Source organism: Streptomyces sp. CC224B (assembly GCF_030010595.1).
Taxonomy (GTDB): domain Bacteria; phylum Actinomycetota; class Actinomycetes; order Streptomycetales; family Streptomycetaceae; genus Streptomyces; species Streptomyces longispororuber.
Window position 1 is genome coordinate 1 of the sequence record NZ_JASCXL010000142.1, and the last position, 23,110, is coordinate 23,110.

Annotated in this window: 23 protein-coding genes and 1 pseudogene; 17 read left to right on the forward strand and 7 right to left on the reverse strand. The window is 72.7% G+C overall.

Annotated elements, in window-relative coordinates; translation table 11 throughout:
* A partial coding sequence (locus QK440_RS36230) for an FUSC family protein (RefSeq protein WP_282797514.1) occupies positions 1–970 on the forward strand: 970 nt, incomplete at its 5' end.
* 104 nt (positions 971–1,074) lie between these two features.
* Positions 1,075–1,605 (forward strand): MarR family transcriptional regulator, encoded by a 531-nt coding sequence (locus QK440_RS36235; RefSeq protein WP_282797515.1) that lies wholly within the window; start codon positions 1,075–1,077, stop codon positions 1,603–1,605.
* A gap of 13 nt (positions 1,606–1,618) precedes the next feature.
* Here QK440_RS36235 and QK440_RS36240 read toward each other — a convergent pair whose 3' ends face one another.
* Positions 1,619–2,005 (reverse strand): VOC family protein, encoded by a 387-nt coding sequence (locus QK440_RS36240; RefSeq protein WP_282797516.1) that lies wholly within the window; start codon positions 2,003–2,005, stop codon positions 1,619–1,621.
* A gap of 112 nt (positions 2,006–2,117) precedes the next feature.
* On the opposite strand from QK440_RS36240, the gene QK440_RS36245 reads away from it, so the two are divergent.
* Positions 2,118–2,669 (forward strand): GNAT family N-acetyltransferase, encoded by a 552-nt coding sequence (locus QK440_RS36245; protein ID WP_282797517.1) that lies wholly within the window; start codon positions 2,118–2,120, stop codon positions 2,667–2,669.
* A gap of 97 nt (positions 2,670–2,766) precedes the next feature.
* Here QK440_RS36245 and QK440_RS36250 read toward each other — a convergent pair whose 3' ends face one another.
* The 3 genes from QK440_RS36250 to QK440_RS36260 all read right to left on the reverse strand — a co-directional run bounded on the left by QK440_RS36250 (position 2,767) and on the right by QK440_RS36260 (position 4,475).
* Positions 2,767–3,450, reverse strand: coding sequence for a glycerophosphodiester phosphodiesterase family protein (locus QK440_RS36250; protein WP_282797518.1), 684 nt, complete (start codon positions 3,448–3,450; stop codon positions 2,767–2,769).
* Between the two features lie 75 nt (positions 3,451–3,525).
* Positions 3,526–3,651, reverse strand: a complete 126-nt coding sequence (locus QK440_RS36255) for a hypothetical protein (protein WP_282797519.1) — start codon at positions 3,649–3,651, stop codon at positions 3,526–3,528.
* A 77-nt stretch (positions 3,652–3,728) separates the two neighbouring features.
* Entirely contained in the window at positions 3,729–4,475 is a 747-nt protein-coding gene (locus QK440_RS36260; protein WP_282797520.1) for a lysophospholipid acyltransferase family protein, read from the reverse strand.
* Between the two features lie 666 nt (positions 4,476–5,141).
* Between QK440_RS36260 and QK440_RS36265 the strand changes: the two genes are divergently transcribed.
* The 5 genes from QK440_RS36265 (at position 5,142) to QK440_RS36285 (ending at position 9,907) form a co-directional block, all read left to right on the forward strand.
* On the forward strand, positions 5,142–6,542 hold the full coding sequence (locus QK440_RS36265; RefSeq protein WP_282797521.1) for a DUF6421 family protein: 1,401 nt from the start codon (positions 5,142–5,144) through the stop codon (positions 6,540–6,542).
* A 26-nt stretch (positions 6,543–6,568) separates the two neighbouring features.
* Positions 6,569–7,309 carry an SDR family oxidoreductase gene (locus QK440_RS36270; protein WP_282797522.1) on the forward strand — a complete coding sequence of 247 codons (741 nt, stop codon included), beginning with the start codon at positions 6,569–6,571 and terminating at the stop codon, positions 7,307–7,309.
* The gene (locus QK440_RS36275; protein WP_282797523.1) at positions 7,306–8,376 is read left to right on the forward strand and encodes a low specificity L-threonine aldolase; all 1,071 of its coding nucleotides are present in this window, start codon (positions 7,306–7,308) and stop codon (positions 8,374–8,376) included. The genes QK440_RS36270 and QK440_RS36275 overlap by 4 nt, the downstream gene beginning before the upstream one ends.
* Before the next feature lie 95 nt (positions 8,377–8,471).
* Positions 8,472–9,074 carry a transglutaminase domain-containing protein gene (locus QK440_RS36280; RefSeq protein WP_282797524.1) on the forward strand — a complete coding sequence of 201 codons (603 nt, stop codon included), beginning with the start codon at positions 8,472–8,474 and terminating at the stop codon, positions 9,072–9,074.
* A 143-nt stretch (positions 9,075–9,217) separates the two neighbouring features.
* Positions 9,218–9,907: a phenylalanine--tRNA ligase beta subunit-related protein gene (locus QK440_RS36285; RefSeq protein WP_282797534.1), complete on the forward strand. Its 690-nt coding sequence runs from the start codon at positions 9,218–9,220 to the stop codon at positions 9,905–9,907.
* A gap of 9 nt (positions 9,908–9,916) precedes the next feature.
* On the opposite strand, the gene QK440_RS36290 is transcribed toward QK440_RS36285, so the two are convergent.
* Positions 9,917–10,645 (reverse strand): lysophospholipid acyltransferase family protein, encoded by a 729-nt coding sequence (locus tag QK440_RS36290; RefSeq protein WP_282797525.1) that lies wholly within the window; start codon positions 10,643–10,645, stop codon positions 9,917–9,919.
* A gap of 264 nt (positions 10,646–10,909) precedes the next feature.
* Here QK440_RS36290 and QK440_RS36295 point away from each other — a divergent pair.
* From QK440_RS36295 to QK440_RS36310, 4 genes and pseudogenes are all read left to right on the forward strand, one after another.
* Positions 10,910–11,282: pseudogene (locus tag QK440_RS36295) on the forward strand (thioredoxin family protein).
* A gap of 261 nt (positions 11,283–11,543) precedes the next feature.
* Positions 11,544–12,050 (forward strand): flavin reductase family protein, encoded by a 507-nt coding sequence (locus QK440_RS36300; protein WP_282797526.1) that lies wholly within the window; start codon positions 11,544–11,546, stop codon positions 12,048–12,050.
* 230 nt (positions 12,051–12,280) lie between these two features.
* Positions 12,281–13,069 carry an electron transfer flavoprotein subunit beta/FixA family protein gene (locus QK440_RS36305; RefSeq protein WP_282797527.1) on the forward strand — a complete coding sequence of 263 codons (789 nt, stop codon included), beginning with the start codon at positions 12,281–12,283 and terminating at the stop codon, positions 13,067–13,069.
* A gap of 61 nt (positions 13,070–13,130) precedes the next feature.
* The gene (locus QK440_RS36310) at positions 13,131–14,093 is read left to right on the forward strand and encodes an electron transfer flavoprotein subunit alpha/FixB family protein (protein WP_282797528.1); all 963 of its coding nucleotides are present in this window, start codon (positions 13,131–13,133) and stop codon (positions 14,091–14,093) included.
* A gap of 79 nt (positions 14,094–14,172) precedes the next feature.
* On the opposite strand, the gene QK440_RS36315 is transcribed toward QK440_RS36310, so the two are convergent.
* On the reverse strand, positions 14,173–15,078 hold the full coding sequence (locus QK440_RS36315; protein WP_282797529.1) for an endonuclease/exonuclease/phosphatase family protein: 906 nt from the start codon (positions 15,076–15,078) through the stop codon (positions 14,173–14,175).
* A gap of 386 nt (positions 15,079–15,464) precedes the next feature.
* Between QK440_RS36315 and QK440_RS36320 the strand changes: the two genes are divergently transcribed.
* On the forward strand, positions 15,465–16,763 hold the full coding sequence (locus tag QK440_RS36320) for an aldolase/citrate lyase family protein (RefSeq protein ID WP_282797530.1): 1,299 nt from the start codon (positions 15,465–15,467) through the stop codon (positions 16,761–16,763).
* A gap of 118 nt (positions 16,764–16,881) precedes the next feature.
* On the opposite strand, the gene QK440_RS36325 is transcribed toward QK440_RS36320, so the two are convergent.
* Positions 16,882–17,868, reverse strand: coding sequence for a LacI family DNA-binding transcriptional regulator (locus tag QK440_RS36325; protein WP_282797535.1), 987 nt, complete (start codon positions 17,866–17,868; stop codon positions 16,882–16,884).
* A gap of 555 nt (positions 17,869–18,423) precedes the next feature.
* Here QK440_RS36325 and QK440_RS36330 point away from each other — a divergent pair.
* The 4 genes from QK440_RS36330 (at position 18,424) to QK440_RS36345 (ending at position 22,752) form a co-directional block, all read left to right on the forward strand.
* Complete coding sequence (locus QK440_RS36330; protein ID WP_282797531.1) at positions 18,424–19,395, forward strand: ROK family protein; 972 nt, start codon at positions 18,424–18,426, stop codon at positions 19,393–19,395.
* 220 nt (positions 19,396–19,615) lie between these two features.
* Positions 19,616–20,884, forward strand: coding sequence for an ABC transporter substrate-binding protein (locus QK440_RS36335; protein ID WP_282797536.1), 1,269 nt, complete (start codon positions 19,616–19,618; stop codon positions 20,882–20,884).
* Positions 20,885–20,902: 18 nt separating this feature from the next.
* The gene (locus QK440_RS36340) at positions 20,903–21,817 is read left to right on the forward strand and encodes a sugar ABC transporter permease (RefSeq protein ID WP_282797532.1); all 915 of its coding nucleotides are present in this window, start codon (positions 20,903–20,905) and stop codon (positions 21,815–21,817) included.
* Positions 21,814–22,752, forward strand: coding sequence for a carbohydrate ABC transporter permease (locus tag QK440_RS36345; protein ID WP_282797533.1), 939 nt, complete (start codon positions 21,814–21,816; stop codon positions 22,750–22,752). The genes QK440_RS36340 and QK440_RS36345 overlap by 4 nt, the downstream gene beginning before the upstream one ends.
* Positions 22,753–23,110 lie beyond the last annotated feature (358 nt).

Below are 23,110 nucleotides of genomic sequence, written 5' to 3' on the forward strand. Positions count from 1 at the left end.
ACGTGTGCTTCCGATCTGCACCGACCCGGCCCGCGCCGCCCTGCACCACCTCGCCGCGACTGCCGAGGAGGCCCTCGCCGCCCCCGGCGCCGCCGACGCCGCGCGCCTGCGCCGCCTGGCTGACGCGCTGCGCGGCGCCGGTGCCGTCCCGAGTGCCGGGCCTGCGCCGCTGCACCCGCCCCTCGAACGGGCCGAGGCGGCCGAGGCGGCGGTCCCGCTGTGGCGGCGGTTCGCGCCCGGCTCGCCCCACCTGCCGATCGCGCTGCGCACCGCCGTCGGCTGCGCCCTCGCCGGGTACGCGGCGCTCGCGCTCGGCGTCGGCCGCCCCTACTGGGCGCTGGTCACCGCCGCGTCCCTGTACCAGGCCAACGTGACGCTGACCTGGAGCCGCGGCGTGCAGCGCGTCGTCGGCAACGTCCTGGGCGTGGCCGCCTTCGCCGCGCTCGCGCCGCTGGCGCACCTCAACCACGCCGCGCTCATCGGCTGCGGCCTGCTCTGCGCTTTCGGCGCCGAGGCCCTGATCTCCCGCAACTACTGGCTGGGCAGCGTCTGCGTGACGCCGATGGCCCTGCTCGTCACCGAGTTCGGGCGGTTCCAGGACCCCGGGGCGCTGATCGCCGACCGCGTCGTGGACACGCTCATCGGCGCGCTGTGCGGCCTGGCCGCGGCCGTCGCCGTCACCAACCGGCGCGCCGCCGACCACATCGAGCACGCCCTCGCCGCCGCCGAGCGCGCCCGCGCCCACGCCGAACGGGCCCTGTCCGGGCCCGCCCCGGAGCTGTCCCGCGCCCGCCGCCGCCTCACCGCCAGCCTCGTCGCGCTGCGCGCCGCCCACGACACCGCGGCCGGCGAGTGGTGGCAGCGCGAGCTCCCCGGCCGCCGGGTGGCCGACGCCGAGCAGGCCGGACACCGTACGCTCGCGGCTACGGTCCGCGGCACGACGCGGTCCGCCGAGGGCGCGCGGCCCTGACGCCGCCCGTATGAGCAGCCGGTGCGCACACGCCGGTACGAGCACATCGGCATGACCACACCGGTACGAGCGCACCGGTACGAGCACGAGGAGTGGGCGCGGGGATGACCAGTGGGTACGGCCGCGGGGCGACGGACGACACGATGGCCGCGGTGGTCCGGCAGTGGCAGCAGGTGCACCCCGGCGTCGACACCGCGCCGATGGAGATCATCGGCCGCATCAACCGCTGCGCCGCGCTCCTCCAGCAGGCCGAGGACGCCCCGCTGCGCCGGGCGGGCCTGACCCGCCCCGAGTTCGACCTCCTGGGCGCCCTGCGCCGCACCGGCCACGAGCTGACCCCCGGGGAGCTGGCCCGCGAGACCTTCTCCTCGGGCGCGGCCGTCACCAAGCGCCTCAAGCAGCTCCAGGAGCGCGCCCTGATCGACCGCCGCCCCGACACCCGCGACCGCCGCGTCACCCACGTCCGCCTCACCGACGCGGGCCGCGACCTCGTCGACGCGATCCTGCCCGCGCAACTGGCGTACGAGACGACGGTCCTCGCCGGGCTCGCCGACGACGGCCGGCGGCACCTGAGCGCGCTCCTCGGCGAGTTGCTCGGCCAGTTGGAGGGGCGGCTCGGGGCCCCGCGCGGGTGACGGCCGCCAGGCCCTACGGGCGGTACCGCAGCGGATGGTCCTCCGGTACCTCCACCACCGCGATGCGGACCCCGTCCGGGTCCGCGATCCACATCTCGACCAGGCCCCACGGCTCCTTGACGGGCGGCCTGAGGACGTCGACGCCGCGCGCGGCCAGCTCCTCGTGGGCGGCGGCCACGTCCGCGACCTGCATCCAGAGCTGGAGCGCGGGCGACGGCGGCTGCGCCGAGCGCCCGGACACCTCCAGGAAGCCGCCGCCGAGGAAGTAGACCGTGCCCCGCTCCGGGCCCGTGCCGAACTCCCGGTACACGGCGAGACCGAGGTCCGTGCCGTAGAACTGCCGGGAGCGCTCGGGGTCCGTGGGCCGCAGGAGGACTCTGCTGCTGAGTACGTGCACCATGCGGCCGCACCTTAGTGCCCGCGCGTGCCGGGTTACGCTCGGCGGTGCGTGCGGGGCGCAGGAGTTCCGCGCGCACGGCACCGCAGCACCGGCAGATCGGAGAGACGCGCCCATGGCCACCGCCCCGCACCCCCGAACGCACGACCTCACCTTCCGCGACGCCGTGGAGGCCGACGTGGACGCGCTGGTGGCCCTCGTCGAGTCGGCGTACCGCGGGGACGCCAGCCGCGCCGGGTGGACGACGGAGGCGGACATCCTGGAGGGGCAGCGCACCGACCGCGAGGGCGTGGCCGCGGTCGTCGCCGCGCCGGACAGCAAGCTGCTCGTCGTCGAGCGCGAGGGCCGGATCGTCGCCTGCTGCCACCTCGAACACCGCGGTGACCACGTCTACTTCGGGATGTTCGCGGTCAGCCCGGCCCTCCAGGGCGCGGGCCTCGGCAAGCTGGTCATGGCGGAGGCGGAGCGGACCGCGCACGCCACCTGGGGCGCCCGGGAGATGCACATGACCGTCATCTCCGTACGGTCCGAACTCATCGCCTGGTACGAGCGGCGCGGCTACCGCCGTACGGGACGGACGAGCCCCTTCCCCTACGGCAACGAGCGGTTCGGCATCCCGCGCCGTGCTGACCTGGAGTTCGAGCTCCTGGTCAAGGAGATCGGCTGACACCGGGATCTGCCGGGACCCGCCGGGACGGGCGGGCGCGTTGCCGCGGCGCGCGCGGTGGGCGCGCCGGACCCGCCCGGCCCCGGCCGGGACGCGCTCAGGCGGTGAAGCGGCCGGTCCGTTTGATGTCCGGGTAGTCCGTCGTCGCCCCGTCGAGCTGGAGGGCGCGCACCAGGCGCAGGTCGTCCTGGGTGTTCACGACCCAGCCGATGATCCGCAGCCCGGCCGTGCGCGCGTGCTCGACGGTCTCCAGGGTCAGCCGGCGGATGTTCAGGACGAGTGTGGCGGCGCCGACGGCCGTGGCGCGCCGCACGACCTCGGGCCCGTAGCGGCTGGCGACGAGCGCGGTCCGCACCCCGGGGACGAGCCGGGCGATCTCCGCGATCGCCTCGTCATGGAAGGACAGCACCTCCACCCGGCCCACCAGATCCCGCGCGCGCAGGACGTCGGCGAGGGCGCGGGCGGCGGCCACGTCCTTGATCTCGGCCTGGAGCGGGGCCCGCACCGCGTCCAGGACCTCCTCGAAGACGGGGACGCGCTCGCCCTTGCCCGCGTCGAGCTCCCGCAGCTCCGCCAGCGTCTTCTCGGCGATCAGGCCGGTGCCGTCGGTGGTGCGGCCCACGTCGGCGTCGTGCATGACGACGAGGGCGCCGTCCTTGCTGAGGTGCAGGTCCAGTTCGATGACGTCCAGGCCCGCGGCCTGCGCGGCGACGAACGACCGCAGGGTGTTCTCGGGTTCGACGCCCATGACACCGCGATGCCCGATGGTGAGGAAGTTCAAGATCGACTCGCTTCCGTCGACGGCGGCTCGGCTCCGCGCGGAGCGCCGGCTGAAGCCCACGCGGCAGGCCGCAGCCTAATCGCCCGCTTCCGCGAGGGAACCGTTCCCGCGCGGCGGAGGGGAGTCGTCCGCTCTGGTGCCCACGATGCCCAGGAGCAGCCCGGTGATGACGGCGGCGACAAGAACGGCGCGAGTGCTCAACGGTTCTGCGCTCCCTGCGGCGGTGACGGCTGACCCCGCCCGTCCTACCGCCACAGGCCGCACGACCGCGAGCGGCCTCACCCGTGCGTGGGCGCGTCGATCCGCGGTTGACCCGCGCGCCCGCGGGCGCGGTGCGCCTGCCGCCGCGCGTCGGCCTGCGCCTTGGCCTCCATCGCGTACACGTCCACGTACTCCTGGCCGGAGAGCTCCAGGATCGCGTACATGATCTCGTCCGTGGCGGCCCGCAGCGCGGCCCGCTGGTCCGCCATGCCCGCGTACTTGGAGAAGTCGAGGGGCCTGCCGAAGCGCAGGGTGATCGGCACGACGCTCGGCACCCGGCGGCCCGCGGGCTGCGCCTCGAAGGTGCCGATGATCGCGCACGGGACGACGGGCGCCCCGGAGCGCAGCGCCATGGCCGCGACACCGACCTTGCCCTTGTAGAGCCGTCCGTCGTGCGAGCGCGTGCCCTCCGGGAAGATGCCGAGGACGCCGCCCCGGCCGAGCACGCCGAGCCCCGCCTCGACGGCCGCCTTCCCCGCGCCGTTGCCCGACCGGTCCACCGGGATCGCGCCGATGGCCCGGAAGAACGCGGCGGCGAGGCGTCCCCTGAGGCCCCGCTGCGTGAAGTACTCGATCTTCGCGAGGAAGCTGATCCGCCGCCGCAGCGTCACGCCCAGCAGGAACTGGTCGCAGAACGACTGGTGGTTGCCCGCCACGATGACCGGCCCCTGCTCCGGGACGTTGCCCAGCCCCTCGACCCGCGGCCGGAACACCCACCGCAGCAGCGGTATCAGGACGACGCACCTGAACACGGCATAGAACATTCCGCTGTCCCCTCCTCGAATGCCCCCGCGCCGGGGCACGCTAGTCGCCTTTCGGGACGGGTGGGAGAAGGGGAATCGAGCCACGGACGCGGAGGTGTCCCGCACGGCTGAAAAACGCGGAAGCGGGCGCGGGGCGGACCATTGTGCGGGTGAAATGTTGGGAGTCGTAGCGCTTGTATACGAGGTGCTACCACCTGCTCTGAGCTGGGGTAACGCGGGGTGGCTCAGGATTGGTGGGGCCAGAGGAAGCGTTTTCCCTCGGGTGGTGACCGGGGGTGCGGCACCCGAGGCCCGACCGCTTTCCCTTTTCTCTCCTCTCTGTTTCCCGGCGGAAAGTCCGGCCCCGGAGTGGTGAAGCGGTGGCCGGAGTTCCTGCTTATTCCGGGGCGGGTGTGCCGGAGTCCTGGCCGGGTGGCTGTCGCGCCTGGTGCGGTGCGGCGCGAGGGTGTGGACGGGCACCGCGTACAGGCGGCACGGGGGTAGGCGGCGTGCGCGCGGCCCGTGTACGGGGGCCGCGTCGGGGCAGACTCCCCCTGGGCTGATCGACAGGAAAAACAGCGGTCCAACCTGTCCTGGGCAGGAGGATTTCCCGGATCTCCTCTTGTGGCGGAGAACCTCACACACATACGGTGTCCATACGCGAGGTTCTCCCGTGGAGGATGAGATATGACGGAAATTCTTGTGCAGACGGTGGACGGCCCCGAGGCTTCCCGTGCCGGGCGTGTGGTGGACCACCCGGCCTGGCCGGTGCTCAAGGGTGCCGTCGAGCAGATCCGGCCCTGGCAGTCCAAGGACGGGTCCATCGACTTCGAGCGCGAGGGCGCGCCGTCGCCGGCCGACGCCGAGCGGGCGGTGGCGCGGATGGCCGCCGCCGTCGAGGAGTTGGCCCCCCTGCTGCCGCACGACGCCGACTACCACGCGGCGCTGGTGAAGGACCTGCACAAGTGGGTCGCGGGCGGCTTCCGGACGCCGGACTTCCTCGACTCGCTGCTCGCCTTCCAGCCGGCGGCCCGGCGCGAGGACGGCCTCCAGCACCTCGTCGTCTTCCCGATGTACACGCAGAACGGCAACCCCGACCGCAACTTCGAAGCGGTCGTCCTGCGCATGGTGTGGCCCGAGTGGCTCGCCGAGCTGGAGCGCACGCGCTACGACAACCCGCTGTTCTGCGGCATCACCTTCGAGGACTTCACCGCCGGGTACGACACGAACTCGGCCGTGCTCTTCCCCGAGACGATCGCCGTGCGCGAGGCCCCCGAGCGCTTCACCTGGGGCGGCATCTTCTGCGACCGCGAGGCCGCGCGCTTCCGCCGCGTCACCGAGGCCGCCGTGGACATCCTCGGCATGGACCTGCCCGCCGACATCCGCGCGCTGGTCGACGACCAGGCCCGCTGCCAGGAGGCGTTCGTGCTGTGGGACATGGTCCACGACCGCACCCACAGCCACGGGGACCTGCCCTTCGACCCCTTCATGATCAAGCAGCGGCAGCCGTTCTGGATGTACGGCCTGGAGGAGCTGCGCTGCGACCTCACCGCCTTCAAGGAGGCCGTGAAGCTGGAGGCCGAGGGCGTGCCCCAGGCCCGTGACGTGCAGTACGCCGTGCTGTTCGACCGGATGTTCCGCTTCCCCGTCACCGGTGAGCGCGTACGCAACTACGACGGCCTCGGCGGCCAGTTGCTCTTCGCGTACCTGCACAAGCACGACGTGATCCGCTGGACCGACAACAAGCTGCGGATCGACTGGCAGCGCGCCCCGCAGGTCACCAACCAGCTCTGCGCCGAGATCGAGAAGCTCTACCGCGACGGCATCGACCGGCCTAAGCTCGTGCACTGGTTCGCCGGTTACGAGCTCGTCTCGACGTACCTCGCCCCGCACCCCGGCTCGCGCTGGGCCAAGGGCCCCGAGGCCCTGGACACGTCGCTGCCGCCGCGCAAACTGGTCGACGAGGTGCTTCCCGACGAGTTTCCGCTCAGCATGTTCTATGAGGCGCTCTCCAAGAAGCTCAAGCACGTGATCGCCTCCACCAAGGGGATCACCGCGGAGTCCGGCGCCGAGAAGGTTGCCGCGTGAGCGGCCGCACCAAGGAGGCGAGGACCATGTCCGCACTGGACGGAGCCGTGATCGCGGTGGCGGGGGCCGCAGGCCCCGCCGGGCGGGCCACCCTGCTGCGCCTGGCGGAGGCGGGGGCGACGGTCGTCGCGTCCGACGCCGACGCCGCGCGCCTCGCGGAGGCCGTGGACGCGGCGCGGTACGCGCACGGCGGCGCCACGGTCACCGGGGACACGGTCGACCTGCTCGACCTGGACGCGACCCGCGCCTGGGCCGACCGCACGGAGAAGGAGTTCGGCCGCGTCGACGGCCTGGTGCACCTCGTCGGCGGCTGGCGCGGCAGCGCCAACTTCACCGCGACCGACCTCGGGGACTGGGACTTCCTGCAGAACCTCCTGATCCGCACGGTGCAGCACACGTCCCTCGCCTTCCACGACGGCCTTCAGCGCGGCGGCAACGGCCGCTACCTGCTGATCAGCGCCGCGGGCGCGACCAGGCCGACGGCGGGCAACGCCGCCTACGCGGCCGCCAAGTCCGCCGCCGAGGCCTGGACGCTGGCGCTCGCCGACGCCTTCCGCAAGGAGGGGGGCGAGGGCGGACCGCGCGCCGCGGCTGCCATCCTGATCGTGAAGGCGCTGGTCCACGACGCGATGCGCGCGGAGCGGCCGAGCGCGAAGTTCGCGGGCTTCACCGACGTCAAGGAGCTGGCCGACGCCATCGCCGGCGTCTGGGAGCGGCCCGCATCGGAAGTGAACGGAAACCGCCTGTGGCTGACCGAGAAGCCGTGAACCCACCGAAGACCGACGCCAGGCGTCACCACGACCCCGGCGTCCGCGGCTTCGCGAGCGACAACTACGCGGGCGCGCACCCCGAGATCCTCGCCGCGCTCGCCCTCGCCAACGGCGGCCACCAGGTCGCCTACGGCGAGGACGTGTACACGGACCACCTCCAGCAGATCATCCGCGGCCACTTCGGCGCGGACGCCGAAGCGTTCCCCGTCTTCAACGGCACCGGTGCGAACGTCGTCGCCCTGCAGGCGGTCACCGACCGCTGGGGCGCGGTGATCTGCGCCGAGAGCGCGCACATCAACGTCGACGAGTGCGGCGCCCCCGAGCGCGTGGGCGGCCTGAAGCTGCTCACCGTGCCCACGCCCGACGGCAAGCTCACCCCCGAGCTGATCGACCGTCAGGCCTTCGGCTGGGACGACGAGCACCGCGCGATGCCGCAGGTCGTCTCGCTCGCCCAGAACACCGAGCTGGGCACCGTGTACACCGTGGACGAGATACGCGCCATCGTCGACCACGCCCACGGGCTCGGCATGGTGGTGCACCTCGACGGCGCGCGCCTGGCCAACGCGGCCGCCTCGCTCGACGTGCCGATGCGGACCCTGACGAACGCCGCCGGCGTCGACATCCTCTCGCTCGGCGGCACCAAGAACGGGGCGCTGTTCGGCGAGGCCGTCGTCGTCCTGAACCGCGACGCCGTGCGCCACATGAAGCACCTGCGCAAGCTGTCCATGCAGCTCGCCTCGAAGATGCGCTTCGTGTCGGTGCAGTTCGAGGCGCTGCTCGCCAAGGACCTGTGGCTGCGCAACGCCCGGCACGCCAACGAGATGGCCCAGCGCCTCGCCGAGGGCGTCCGCGCGGTGCACGGCGTGGAGATCCTCTACCCGGTGCAGGCCAACGCGGTCTTCGCGCGGCTGCCGCACGACGTCAGCGAGCGCCTGCAGAAGCGCTTCCGCTTCTACTTCTGGGACGAGGCGGCGGGCGACGTCCGGTGGATGTGCTCCTTCGACACCACCGAGGACGACGTCGACGCCTTCGTGGCCGCGCTGAAGGAAGAAATGGCCCGGTAGGACCGCTTCCTCCCGCACCACACGTGTTGCATAAGTATGCGGCCGAACGGAAAGCCATTGACCTCCGGTCGGCCGCTTCCTTATGCTCCCCGCTCATGCGACTGATCCAGAAGACCGCGGACCTCTCCGCCTACCTCGCCGCCGACGAGGCGATCGACCACGCCCATCCGCTCGTACGGGAGACGGCGACGCGCCTCGCGCTCGGTGCCGACGACGCGTACGCCTACGCCGAAGCCGCATACACATACGTCCGCGACACCATCCCGCACTCCGCGGACGCCGGCGACATGCGCGTGGCCTGGCGCGCCTCCGACGTCCTGGAGCAGCGCACCGGCATCTGCCACGCCAAGGCCATCGCGCTGGCGGCGCTGCTGCGCGCCGAGGGCATCCCCACCGCGCTCTGCTACCAGCGCCTGCTCCATGACGACGGCAGCGGCTTCGTCCTGCACGGCCTCGTCGCCGTCCGCTTCCACGGCGCCTGGCACCGGCAGGACCCCCGCGGCAACAAGCCCGGCGTGGACGCGCGGTTCTCCCTCGACGGCGAACGCCTGGCGTTCCCCGTGGACGCCGGGGCCGGTGAGACCGACTACCCAGAGCTGTTCGCGGCCCCGCACCCGGCCGTGCTCCAGGTCCTGCGGGAGTCCCGCGACCGCCCGGAGCTGTGGAAGGCGCTGCCGGAGGGGCTGCCTCAGGGGTGACCTCGGGCCTGCCCGCTTCGAGTCGGACCGGGTGTGCCCCCGCGACCCCTTAAGTCCAGTGCAGTGAACTCCTTGGTGCTCTATGCTGCACCTCTGGCGCCTCTGGCGCCTCTCCTGTACGCGACCCAAGGCAGATGCAGATCATGACGCTCACGCTCACCGTGTCCGACGAGGTCCGCGCGCTCGCGCCCGGCTTCACGTACCTCGCCGTGGAGGCGTACGACCTCGTCAACGGCCCCAGCACCGAGGGCTCGGCCGCCCTGCTCGACGACGCGGCGCGGCGGCTGGCCGCCCGCCTCGACGGCCGCGCCCCGCACGAGGACCCGCACATGGTGGACTGGCGCGCCGCGTACACGGCCTTCGGCGCCAAGCCCTCGCGCACCCGCAACTCCGCCGAGGCGCTGGCCAAGAGGGCGCTGTCCGACGCCGGGCTGCCCCGGATCAACACCCTCGTCGACTTCTACAACGCGATCAGCGTGGCCCACCTGATCCCCGTCGGCGGCGAGGACCTGGACCGCGTCAAGGGCGGCATGCGGCTCGTCCGCGCCACGGGGGAGGAGGACTTCGTGACCGCGGCCGGGGGCGAGCCGGCCGTCGAGCACCCCGACGCGGGTGAGGTCGTCTGGTGCGACGACGACGGCGTCACCTGCCGCCGCTGGAACTGGCGCCAGGGCCCGCGCACCCGGCTCACCGAGCAGACCGTGAACGCGGTGTTCCTGCTCGAAGGGATGGGGCCGCACGCGGGCCTCGACGCGGCGGCCGGGGAGCTCGTCGAGCTCCTGGAGAAGTCCAGCCCCGGCGCGCGCGTCACCGTCCACGACGTGGCCCGCTGACGGGCCCGGTCAGCGGGCCTCGGCCGCGCGGACCTCGGCCGCCGTCGGGGCCGTGCCGCCGAGGTGCGCGGGGAGCCACCAGGTGTCGTCCGGGCCCTTGGGGCGGCCCGGGTAGGCGCGCTGGGCGGCCTCCAGGAGCTCCTGGCAGCACTCGCGCAGCCGCCGTGTGATCGCGCCCGCGTACTGGTCCTTGGGGGCCTCCACGCGCTCGCCGACCCGGATGGTGACCGGGAGGTGCTGGCGCCTGAAGTTGCGGGGCTGGCCCTTCGTCCAGATCCGCTGCGTGCCCCACACCGCCATCGGCACCAGCGGGACCCCCGCCTCCTGCGCCAGGCGCGCGGCGCCCGTCTTGAACGCCTTCAGCGTGAACGACGGCGAGATCGTCGCCTCGGGGAAGACGCCGATGATCTCGCCCGCGCGCAGCGAGTCCAGGGCGTGGGCGTACGCCTGCTCGCCCTGCTTGCGGTCCACGGGGATGTGCTTCATGCCGCGCATCAGCGGGCCGGAGATCTTGTGGCGGAACACCGACTCCTTCGCCATGAAGCGCACCAGGCGCTTCTGCGGCAGCGCCGCCAGGCCGTTGAAGACGAAGTCGAGGTAGCTGATGTGGTTGCTGACGAGGACCGCGCCGCCCGAGCGCGGGATGTTCTCGGAACCCTTGCAGTCGATCTTCAGGTCGAGTGCCTTGAAGAAGGTCTTGGCGAAGCCGACGACCGGTCGGTACACAAGTTCTGCCATGGGTGGGGAGGCCCTTCATCACTGCCGGAGGAGAGGGCCGCCGGCAGGAAACCAAGTTACGGAGCCGTAGGTGTACGGCTTCGCAGATCGTGCCCCAAGAACGAGCCGCTGACCAGCGCTGGTTCCCGCCAGGCGGGAGATTCTCGTCACGTCGGAATCTTTGCGCATGGACGCGTGCTGAGGGGAAGACGAACGGGATGCCCTGAAGGGGGCGGAGCGCGCCCGCACGGGCGGCGGAGAAAGGCGGAGACGCTGGTGGCAGCGGTGGCTGGAGACAGGGCCGGGCGACGGCTCGGTGCGGGGGACCTGGGCGGACCGCTCGGCGAGCGGGCCACGCTCGTACAGTTCTCCAGCGCCTTCTGTCAGCCCTGCCGCGCCACCCGCAGAATCCTGGCCGACGTCGCCGCCCTGGTGCCCGGGGTGGCCCATGTGGAGATCGACGCCGAGGGCGCCCTGGGCCTCGTCCGCGACCTCGGGGTCGAGAGGACCCCGACCGTCCTGGTCCTGGACCGTGAGGGTCGGGGTCGAGAGGACCCCGACCGTCCTGGTCCTGGACCGTGAGGGCCGCGTGGTGCGCCGCGCCGCCGGCCAGCCGCGCAAGGCCAACGTCATCGCCGCGCTGGGGGAGGCCCTATGAGGCGGGGCCACGGGAGCCACGGGATGCGTAGGCCCGGCTTCAGCAGCGCACCGTCCCGCCGGGGCGGGCGCAGAAGTGATCTTTCCCGCGTCCCTGAGGCCTTGACCGTACGGGCCCGGTGTCGACAGCCTGCTGCCATGCCACCGGAGCTCCTTCTTCACGAGCGCGTCCACGTGGACCTCGCCCGTCATGCCAGTGCGCGCTGTCGGTCCCGCTGAGCAGCTACGGACCCGCACGTACCTCCAGCAGAAGGACAACTCCATGACGGCCACACCCGGCCTCAGTACCTTCCGGACCGCCACGCCCGACCTGCTGCGCTCCGTCTTCCGGCGGCACGCGGCCGGCGTCGCCGTGATCACCGCGCGGGGTGACGGCCCCGTCGGCTTCACCGCCACCTCGCTCACCTCGGTCTCCGCCGAGCCCCCCATGATCTCGTTCGGCATCGGCACCGGCGCCTCCAGCTGGCCCGCCGTGGCGCGGGCCGAGCACATCGGCGTACACGTACTCGGCGAGCACCAGGAGGAGCTCGCCGCGACGTTCGCGCGCAGCGGCGCCGACCGGTTCGCCCCGCCCACCCGCTGGTACGACGGACCCGAGGGCGTGCCCGTGCTCGACGGGGTCCTCGCCTGGATGGTGTGCCGCGTCGTGGCCCGGGTGCCCGCGGGGGACCACCGCCTGGTGCTCGCGGAGGCGGTCGTCGGGGACCCCGCGGGGGCGGGCCGCCCGCTGCTCTACCACGAGGGGCGCTTCAACGCGCTGCGCGACTGAGAGTTCCCGATGGCGCGTGGTGCGGGTGATTACGGAGCGTTGCGAAGGTCACAGTTCAAAGCGCTTGCTCAGCGGGAATGCACTGGGTGTACTCATGAGTAATATTCCGGTCGGGACGGGGGCCGCCCCGACCGGGATCCGCCGCTTCAGGCGCCTATGCTGCCTGCAACAAGGCAGTACCGCAGCCAAAGGCAGCAGCCCAGTAATGACGATGCAGTAGGAGAGCCGGCGTGAGCTTGAGGATCGTTGTCTGTGTGAAGTACGTGCCCGACGCCACCGGCGACCGGCACTTCGCCGAGGACCTGACCGTCGACCGCGACGACGTGGACGGCCTGCTCTCGGAGCTCGACGAGTACGCGGTCGAGCAGGCCCTGCAGATCAAGGAGGCGGCGGACGACGACGCCGAGATCACGGTCCTGACCGTCGGCCCCGAGGACGCCAAGGACGCGTTGCGCAAGGCCCTTTCCATGGGTGCCGACAAGGCCGTGCACGTGGAGGACGACGACCTGCACGGCACGGACGTCATGGGTACGTCGCTGGTGCTCGCCAAGGCCATCGAGAAGACCGGGTACGACCTCGTCATCGCCGGCATGGCCTCCACGGACGGCACCATGGGCGTGCTGCCCGCGATCCTCGCCGAGCGCCTGGGCGTCCCGCAGGTCACGCTGCTCTCCGAGGTCTCCGTCGAGGACGGCACGGTCAAGGGCCGCCGTGACGGCGACGCCGCCTCGGAGCAGTTGGAGGCGTCCCTGCCGGCCGTCGTGTCCGTGACGGACCAGTCCGGCGAGGCGCGTTACCCGTCCTTCAAGGGCATCATGGCCGCCAAGAAGAAGCCGGTCGAGTCCCTGGACCTGGACGACCTGGACATCGAGGCCGAGGCCGTCGGCCTGGAGGGCGCCTGGACGAAGGTCGACTCCGCCACCGAGCGTCCCGCGCGCACCGCGGGCACGATCGTCAAGGACGAGGGCGAGGGCGGCAAGCAGCTCGCGGAGTTCCTCGCGGGGCAGAAGTTCATCTGAGCTTCGGTCATCACCTCAACCGCACGCCCGATTCTTCGTACTCGCAGGAGATAGAAGTCCCATGGCTGAAGTTCTCGTCTACGTCGACCACGTCGACGGCGCCGTCCGCAAGCCCACCCTGGAGCTGCTGACCCTCGCCCGCCGCGTCGGCGAGCCCGTCGCCGTCGCGCTCGGCGCCGGTGCCGCCGACACCGCCGCCACGCTCGCCGAGCACGGCGCGGTCAAGGTCCTCACCGCCGACGCCCCCGAGTTCGCCGACTACCTGGTCGTGCCGAAGGTGGACGCGCTGCAGGCCGCGTACGAGGCCGTGTCCCCGGCCGCCGTACTCGTGCCGTCGTCCGCCGAGGGCAAGGAGATCGCGGCCCGCCTCGCCGTGCGCATCGAGTCCGGCATCATCACCGACGCCGTCGACCTGGAGGCCGGCGACGAGGGCCCGGTGGCCACGCAGTCCGTGTTCGCCGCCGCCTTCACCACCAAGTCCCGCATCACGCGCGGCACCCCGGTCATCACCGTGAAGCCGAACTCGGCGCCGGTGGAGGCCGCCCCGGCCGCGGGCGCGGTCGAGACCCTGTCCGTGTCCTTCTCCGCGCAGGCCACCGGCACCAAGGTCACCTCCCGCACGCCGCGCGAGTCGACCGGCCGCCCGGAGCTGACCGAGGCCGCGATCGTCGTCTCCGGCGGCCGCGGCGTCAACGGCGCGGAGAACTTCGCGGTCATCGAGGCGCTCGCCGACTCGCTGGGCGCGGCCGTGGGCGCCTCGCGCGCCGCGGTGGACGCCGGCTGGTACCCGCACTCCAACCAGGTCGGCCAGACCGGCAAGTCCGTCTCGCCCCAGCTCTACATCGCCTCGGGCATCTCCGGCGCGATCCAGCACCGGGCCGGCATGCAGACGTCGAAGACCATCGTGGCCATCAACAAGGACGCCGAGGCCCCGATCTTCGACCTGGTCGACTACGGCGTGGTCGGCGACCTCTTCGAGGTCGTCCCGCAGCTCACCGAAGAGGTCAAGTCCCGCAAGGGCTGAACTCCTCGGCAGGACGAGGCCCCTGTCTCCGCGCGCGGCGGAGCCGGGGGCCTCGTCGTGTCACCGGCGGGGCGCGGGCTCACAGCGTCAGGCTCGCCTGCACCGGCAGGTGGTCGCTCGGGAACTGCCCGTCCAGCGAGAAGGTGTTGATCGCCGCCGCGTGCACGCGCGTGCCCGGCGACACCAGGACCCAGTCGATGCGGTCGCCGTCCGGCACGAGCGGCTTGTAGCCGTGGAACGTGGCGTACTGCTTGCTCCGCTCGTCGGCCGCGTCCCAGGTGTCCACCAGGCCCGCGGCCAGCATCGTGTCGTAGACGGTGTTGCGGTGGGCCGCGACGTTGAAGTCACCGGTGACGATCTTCGGCAGGGTGCGGTCGAGGGCCGAGAGCCGGTCGGAGATCAGGTGCGCGGCCCGGGTGCGCGCGTACTGGCTGTGGTTGTCCAGGTGGGTGTTGAGCACGTACAGCTCGCGCTCCGTGCGCCGGTCGCGGAAGCGCACCCAGGTGACCATGCGGATCGAGCCGCCGCCCCACGTGTTGGAGCCGATCACCTCCGGGGTGTCGGAGAGCCAGAAGTGCTCGTACGCGACGGGGGTGAGCCGGCGGGTGTCGAAGTAGACGGCCATGAACTCGTCGCGGCTGCCGCCCGCACGGCCGGTGCCGATCCAGGCGTAGTGCGGTCCGAGGTCCTCGGCGATGTCCCGCACCTGGTGGTAGAGCCCCTCCTGCGTGCCGACGACGTGCGGCCGCGCGCGCCGCAGGAGCTCACGCGTGACCGGCCGGCGCTCGGGCCAGGAGTTCGGCGGCGTGTCGCTCGCGTAGCGCAGGTTGAAGGTCATGACCTCCAGGCGGCGGCCGGGCCGCTCCACCGTGTACGCGGGCGGGGCGGCGAGCGCCGTGGCGAGCAGCGGGACCGTGACGGCCGTCGCGGTGGCCACGGCGGTCCGCAGGCCGGAGCGGCGGGTCACGGGGATGTCGGTGGGCACGCGGTCTCCTTCGGTGCGTCGTGGTGCGGCTGGGGCGGGCACTGGCGGCACGGGTGGACTCCGACGGCGCGCGACGGGCCCACCGGAGTGTGCGGGCGCCATCTGAGGCGCGTGTGAACGGCCGGGGTCCGGCACGCGAGAAGGTGTTGACCAGGGGGAAGGTCCCTGGATAACTTCACCATGCGAATTCCTGATTCCGTTCAGCGGAAAAAGTGCGAGTCGTTCGTCTCCACGGGCGCGCACGCGTCCCCGCCATGGAACACCGTGAGCGCGGAACACCGCACGGCGAACGACGGCGAACAACGATGAACGACGGCAAACGGCGACACACCACGCAGCACAACGACGAACGACGACGCACAACGACGAAGGTGGAGGGTGCACGGATGGGTCAGCAGGAAAAGGTGGCGACCAGTCTCGCGGGCTCCGTCAGCGAGCGCATCAGCGCCTCGCTCGCGCCGGTCGACGCGGAGCTCGCGCGCCGCTACCCGGGGGACCCCGGCACCCGCCAGCCCGTCCACACCGTGTACGTCCCCGGCGAGCAGTTCGCCGCCGACACCATCCGCTCCTGGGGCGACCGGGCGCTCGCCGCGCTCGACGAGCACGCCCCGGACGCCGCCTCCTTCGCCGCCGTCCTCGGGCTCACCGACGACCTCGCGGAGCCGGTGTACGCGCGGGTGCGGGCCAAGCTGGAGCGCGAGCCCGTGGAAGACCTCCGCGTCGACTTCGAGGACGGCTACGGCGGCCGCACGGACGCCGAGGAGGACGCCCACGCGGCGCGCGCCGCCCGGCTCGTCGCCGACGCGTACGCGCACGGCACCGCCGCGCCGTACATGGGCATCCGCATGAAGTGCATGGAGGCCGCCGTCCGTGACCGGGGCATCCGTACGCTCGACGTCTTCCTGTCCGGCCTCATGGAGGCGGGCGGCCTGCCCGACGGACTCGTCCTGACGCTGCCGAAGGTGACGTACCCGCAGCAGGTTACCGCGATGGCGCGGCTCCTGGAGGAGTTCGAGAAGGCCCGCGGCCTCGCCCCGGGGCGCATCGGCTTCGAGATCCAGATCGAGACCAGCCAGTCCATCCTCGCCGCCGACGGCACCGCCACCGTCGCCCGCATGATCGACGCCGCCGAGGGCCGCGCCACCGGCCTGCACTACGGCACCTTCGACTACAGCGCCTGCCTCGGCGTCTCCGCCGCCCACCAGGCCAGCGACCACCCGGCCGCCGACCACGCCAAGGCCGTCATGCAGGTCGCGGCGGCGGGCACGGGCGTGCGCGTGTCCGACGGCTCCACCAACGTGCTGCCCGTCGGCCCCACGGCGAAGGTCCACGACGCCTGGCGGCTGCACCACGGCCTCACCCGGCGCGCCCTGGCCCGCGCCTACTACCAGGGCTGGGACATGCACCCGGGCCACCTGCCCACGCGCTACGCCGCCGTCTTCGCCTTCTACCGCGAGGGCTTCGAGCAGGCCGCCGCCCGCCTGGCCGCGTACGCCAACCGGACCGGCGGCGACATCGCTGACGAGCCCGCCACCGCCAAGGCCCTCGCCGGGTACCTGCTGCGCGGCCTGGACTGCGGCGCCCTCGACACCGCCGAGGTCACCCGGCTCACGGGGCTCACGCTCGCCGGGCTCCAGGCGTACGCGGGGCCGCGCCGGGGCGATCTCACGCCGTCGGGGCAGTAGCGGCCCCCGGGTGGCGGCGGTGTCCGCTCCCGCCGTCCGGACAGGGCCTCCACCGGTGGCGGTCCTGTCCGGTGGGCCGAGACAGGGCGGGCCCCGTACGAGGCCCGCCCCGTCCCTCTCACTCCGCCGGAGGCAGTTCCCCCGAGCCCCGGGTGATCAGCCGCGTCGGCAGCTCCACCCGCTCGGGCGGGCCCGAGGCGCCGTCCAGCTGGCGGAAGAGCCGCTCGGCCGCCGTCCGGCCGAGCTGGGCCGCGTCCTGGGCGACGACCGTGACGCCCGGCGACAGCAGATCGGCCAGCTCGATGTCGTCGAAGCCGACCAGGGCCACCGGGCGGGGCCGGCCCGCGAGGACGCGGACGACGGTGACCGTCACGCGGTTGTTGCCGGTGAAGATCGCAGTGACCGGGTCGGGCCCCGCCAGCATCGCCTCGGCGGCGCGGGCGACCCGCTCGGGGTGCGTCGGGCCGAGCGAGACCCAGGCCTCGTCGACCTCGATGCCGGCGCCCGCCATGGCCGCGCGGTAGCCCCGCAGGCGCTCTATGGCGGTGTGGATGCGCGGCTGGTCACCGATGAAGCCGATGCGGCGGTGGCCGTGCGCGATGAGGTGCGCGACGCCGTCCCGCGCGCCACCGAAGCTGTCGGTGAGCACCACGTCGGCGTCGATGTGCCCCGGCGGCCGGTCCACGAACACCGTGGCGACGCCCGCGGCGATCTCCGGCTCCAGGTAGCGGTGGTCGTCGCCCGCCGGGATGACCACGAGGCCGTCGACGCGCCGCGCGCACAGCGCGAGCACCAGCTCCTGCTCGCGGTCCGGGTCCTCGGCGCTGGAGCCGTTGATGAGCAGGGCCCCGTGGGCCCGCGCCACCTCCTCGACCGCGCGGCTCAGCGGACCGTAGAACGGGTCGGCGAGGTCCTCCAGGACGAGGCCGATGCTGGCCGTGCGGCCCTTGCGCAGCACCCGGGCGCTGTCGTTGCGCCGGAAGCCGAGCGCGTCGATCGCCTCCTGCACGCGCCGCTCGGTGTCGGGCGTCACCCCCGGCTCCCCGTTCACCACGCGGGAGACCGTCTTGAGCCCCACGCCCGCCCGCGCGGCGACGTCCTTCATGGTCGGGCGGTTGCCGTAGCGGCTCTTCGGATCCCCGGGGTCCCCGGGGCCGTCCTGGGGGCGTCGCCGGGAGACGGAGGTGCGGGCGGTCTCTGCCACGGTGCGCTGTCCTGTCTGTCGTCCTTCGGGTCCGCTGGAGGCACCTCGCGCGGGCCCGGTCCGGCCCGGCCGCGCGCGTGCTCTCCACGCCGTGCGGGCCCAGTCTGCGCAGTGAACGCGCGTCGGTACAGGAAAGTTCACGTTTCCAGCGTGCAGGGGCTCACCTGGCGTCCACTATGTATACGGGGGTGAGGGGGCGTGGTACTCGGCCGGGGGTCGGCACAGCCGTGGCCCGGACGCACGAGGCCGGCACGGCCGCGGTGCGCGCGTACGGGGCCGACGCAGCCGCGTACGGGGCCGGGACAGCCGCGTCCGCGCGGGGCGCGGCGCCGACACCTCGCGTGCGGAGCCACCGCGAGGTATCGGGCGAGAAGAGCCTGGACAACGTTGTCAGATGCGCGAGACACTGTCCCTCGAACTCTCCGGCCTGCCCTTCCACCAGGAGATCTGACAGTGATGCCCACGGACCTCGTCGCCGCACTCGACATCGGCGGTACCAAGATCGCCGGAGCCCTGGTGGACGGCCGCGGCCGGATCCTCCTGCGCGCCCAGCGGCCGACGCCCGCGCGCGAGGACGGCGACACCGTGATGCGGGCGGTCGAGGACGTGCTCGGCGAGCTGGAGCGCGGCGAGGCGTGGGGCCGGGCGCGCGCGGTCGGCATCGGCAGCGCGGGCCCCGTGGACGCGTCGGCGGGCACGGTCAGCCCCGTCAACGTCCCCGGCTGGCGCGGCTACCCCCTGGTGGAGCGGGTGCGTGCCGCCACCGGGGGCCTGCCCGTGGAGCTGGTGGGCGACGGCGTGGCGATGACGGCCGCCGAGCACTGGCAGGGCGCCGCCCGCGGGCACGACAACGCCCTGTGCATGGTGGTGTCCACCGGCGTCGGCGGCGGCCTCGTCCTCGGCGGCTTGCTGCACCCCGGGCCCACCGGCAACGCCGGTCACATCGGCCACATCAGTGTCGACCTGGACGGCGACCCCTGCCCCTGCGGCGCGCGCGGCTGCGTCGAGCGGATCGCGAGCGGCCCGAACATCGCCCGCCGCGCCCTGGAGGCGGGCTGGCGGCCGGGCCCCGACGGCGACACCTCGGCGGCGGCCGTGGCCCGTGCGGCCCGCGCGGGCGACCCGCTCGCCACGGCGTCCTTCGACCGGGCCGCCCAGGCCCTCGCGGCGGGCATCGCGGCCACCGCCACGCTCGTCGAGATCGACATCGCGGTGATCGGCGGCGGCGTGGCGATGGCCGGGGACGTCCTGTTCGCCCCGCTGCGCCGCGCCCTGCGGGAGTACGCCACGCTGTCCTTCGTCCGCCGGCTGACCGTCGTCCCGGCCCTGACGGGCACGGACGCGGGCCTGGTGGGCGCTGCGGCGGCCGCGCTGCGGGCCTTCCCCGACCCGGCGGCGGCGCGGCTGAAGTCGGCCGTGCACGGCTGAGGCGCCCAGCCGCGCTCGGCCGGGGCGGGCGGCGCGGAGGGGCCTGCCGGCGGCGCGGCGCCGGGAGGTTTCCGGCGACACCGCGCGCAGGTCGGCGCCGAAGAGCGGGGCCGCCGCCATGATCGACCCCATGGAGAAGCGCGTACGGCACTCGCTGCCGGTCATGGGGCCGACGGGGGCGGCTCGCCAGGACGCCTCGCCTGGTGCGAGGGGCCGTCCGCTGTCCCGCCGCAGCGTGCTGCGCGGCACGGCCGTCGGCGTCGGGGCGGTCACGCTCCCCGCCCTGCTCGCGGCCTGCGGCCGGGGCCCCGGCAGCGACCGGAACACCGTGACCGTGGGTTCCAACGCGTCGGACGCGGTACCGAAGAAGGCCTTCGCGGCCGTCTTCGGCGCGTACGAGCGGCGCGGCGGCAAGCGCGTCGAGGTCAACACCACCGAGCACAACGAGTTCCAGCAGAGCATCACGCGCTATCTGCTCGGATCGCCCGACGACGTCTTCATGTGGTTCGCCGGCTACCGCATGCGGTACTTCGCCGAGAAGGGCCTCCTGGCCGAGACCGGTGACCTCTGGAAGGGCTTCGAGGGCTTCTCACCGGCCGTCGAGGACCAGTCCACGCACGAGGGCAGGCAGTACTTCGTGCCGTACTACTACTATCCGTGGGCGGTGTTCCACCGGAGGAGCCTCTTCGAGGACCGCGGGTACGAGCAGGCGGCGACCTGGGACCAGTTCATCGCGCTCGCCAGGACGATGCACCGCGACGGCACGCCGGTCGCCTTCTGCGACAAGGACGGCTGGCCCGCGATGGGCACCTTCGACTACATCGACCTGCGGCTCAACGGGTACGACTTCCACCGGCGGCTGATGGCGGGCGAGGAGGCCTGGACCGACCGCAGGGTCAAGAAGGTCTTCGACGTGTGGCGCGAACTCATGCCGTACTACCAGAAGGGCGCGCTCGGCCGGACGTGGGAGGAGGCGGGCCAGGGACTCCAGCGCCGGAGGACCGGCATGGCCGTCTTCGGCATGCCGCACCCGGGCCAGCAGTTCCCGCCCGAGGAGCGCGACGACATCGACTTCTTCCCGTTCCCCGAGATCGACCCGCGGCATGGCCGGGACGCCGTGGAAGCCCCCATCGACGGCTTCCTCGTACCGAAGAAGGCGCGCAATCCGGAGGGCGCCATGGAACTGCTGCGCTGGCTCGGCACCGCCGAGGCCGAGGAGCTCTACCTCGACGGCGACCCGAACACCGTCGCCGTCAACGACCGGGCCGACACCGGCGCCTACAGCCCCCTCCAGAGGAAGTGCGCCGAACTGGTCTCCCGGGCCGGGCACATCTCGCAGTTCATGGACCGCGACACCCGCCCCGACTTCGCCCAGACCGTCATGATCAAGGCCTTGCAGGACTTCATCAACGACCCCAAGGACGTCGACGGGCTGTGCCACCGCATCGAACGGCAGAAGGCCGACATCTTCTCCGACTCCGCGAGCTGAGCCGAAAGGGGCGCACCCGTGCCGCAGCACACCGCGCGCAGCGCCGGACGGCGCCCGGCGCGGCGCTTCAGGCGCCGCGACGCCGCCGTCATCGGCGTGCTCCTGGGCATTCCCGTCCTGCTGGACGTCGTCGTCGTGTGGGGGCCCGCGCTGGCCTCGGTCGGCCTGTCCTTCACGTCCTGGGACGGGCTCGGGGACATCCGCTGGGTGGGCGGTGACAACTACGAGAACCTGGTCCAGGACTATCCGGCGTTCTGGCCCGCCGTCCGCCACAATCTGCTCTGGGTCGCCTTCCTCGGGCTCGTCGCGACGCCTTTCGGGCTCCTCCTCGCGGTCCTCGTCGACCGGGGCGTCCGCTTCAGCCGCTTCTACCAGTCCGTGCTCTACCTGCCCGTCGTCCTGTCGCTCGCCGTCGTCGGATTCATGGCGCAGCTCCTGCTCGGCACCGACCAGGGCGTCGTGAACACGGTCATCGGCGACGAGCGGGACCCCGTGGACTGGCTCGGCGACCCCCGCGTCAACCTGTGGATGATGATGCTGGCCGCGAGCTGGCGGCACACCGGCTACGTGATGATCCTCTACCTGGCCGGACTGAAGTCCGTCGACCCGGCGCTGAAGGAGGCCGCCGCCCTCGACGGCGCGAACGAACGCCAGACGTTCTTCCACGTCACCCTGCCCGCCCTGCGCCCCGTCAACGTCGTCGTGGGCGTGATCACGGTCATCGAGGCGCTGCGCGCCTTCGACATCGTGTACGCGGTGAACAAGGGCCGCAACGGCCTGGAACTGCTCTCCGTCCTGATCACCGACAACATCATCGGCGAGGCCGCCCGCATCGGGTTCGGCTCGGCCATCGCGGTCGTCCTGCTCGGCGTCTCGCTGGTGTTCGTCGTCGCGTTCCTGGCCCACGAGTGGAGAGGGGCGCACGACACATGACCCCCGAACCAGGACCCTCCACCCCGGCCGGTGCCCCGACGCCGAGCCCCGCGCGCCCCGCGCGCCCCGTGCGTGGTCGGCGCCCGCGCCGGGGACGGTACGGCGTCCACCTCTTCCTCACGGCGGTGTGCCTGGTGTTCGCGGCGCCGCTGCTGCTCGCCGTCCAGGCCAGCCTGCGCCCCTACGAGGAGACCGCGCGGCACGGCTACCTCTCCTGGCCGAAGAAGCTGTCCTTCGCCTACTACCACGAGGCCTACACGTCCTCCGGCATGGGCAGGCACTTCCTCAACACACTGGTCATCACCCTGCCCGCGGTGGTCGTCACGCTGTTCCTCGCGGCCTTCGTCGCCTTCGCGGTCTCCCGGCTGCGCGTCCGCGGCGGCCTCGCGCTCCTGATGTTCTTCACGGCGGGCAACCTGCTGCCGCCGCAGGTCCTGGTGACCCCGCTCTACGTCCTGTTCCTGCGCGTCGACCTCCCCTGGTGGATGTCCGACTCGATGTCCCTCTACGACTCGTACTGGGCGGTCGTCGTGGTCAACATCGGCTTCCAGCTGGGGTTCTGCGTCTTCGTGCTGGCCCAGTTCATGCGCACCCTGCCCCAGGAGGTCCTGGAGGCCGCCGTGGTCGACGGGGCCGGCGTGTGGACGCGGTTCTGGCGCATCACCCTGCCGCTCTGCCGCCCCGCGCTCGCGGCCCTGGCCACCCTGGAGTTCACCTGGATCTACAACGACTTCCTCTGGGCCCTCGTCTTCCTCTCGGACCCCGACAAGCTCCCCATCACCTCCGCCCTCAACAACCTCCGCGGCCAGTTCTTCACCGACCACAACCTGCTCGCGGCGGGCTCCATCCTGGTGGCCCTGCCCACGATCCTGGTCTTCCTGCTCCTCCAGCGTCACTTCATCGCGGGGCTGACGCTGGGGGCCGGCAAGGGGTGAGCGGCGGACCTGCGGAGACATTCCTTTCAGTCGCCGCGGCGCCAGTGTCCGCCGAAGCGCCTCAGGAGACGTAGCGCCCTCGGGGGTCATCGCTGCTGGAAGGGCGACGGCTATGCCTGGGCCCCGCCCTGAACGGTCTGGGGAGTATCTGGGGAGATCTTTTCAGGGTCGGCGCCAGCAGAGGACCACACATCCATCGCCCGTCGCCCGTCGGCCGCGGCCGTCAGCCTCCGGCATGAAGTGCGCGTAGACCCGCAATGTGATCGACGGGTCTGCATGTCCTAAGGCTTGTCCCGCAATGATCTTCGAGTCGGTGTAGACGCGGTGGCATCCGTGGTCGGCGCACGCGCTTCTGGCC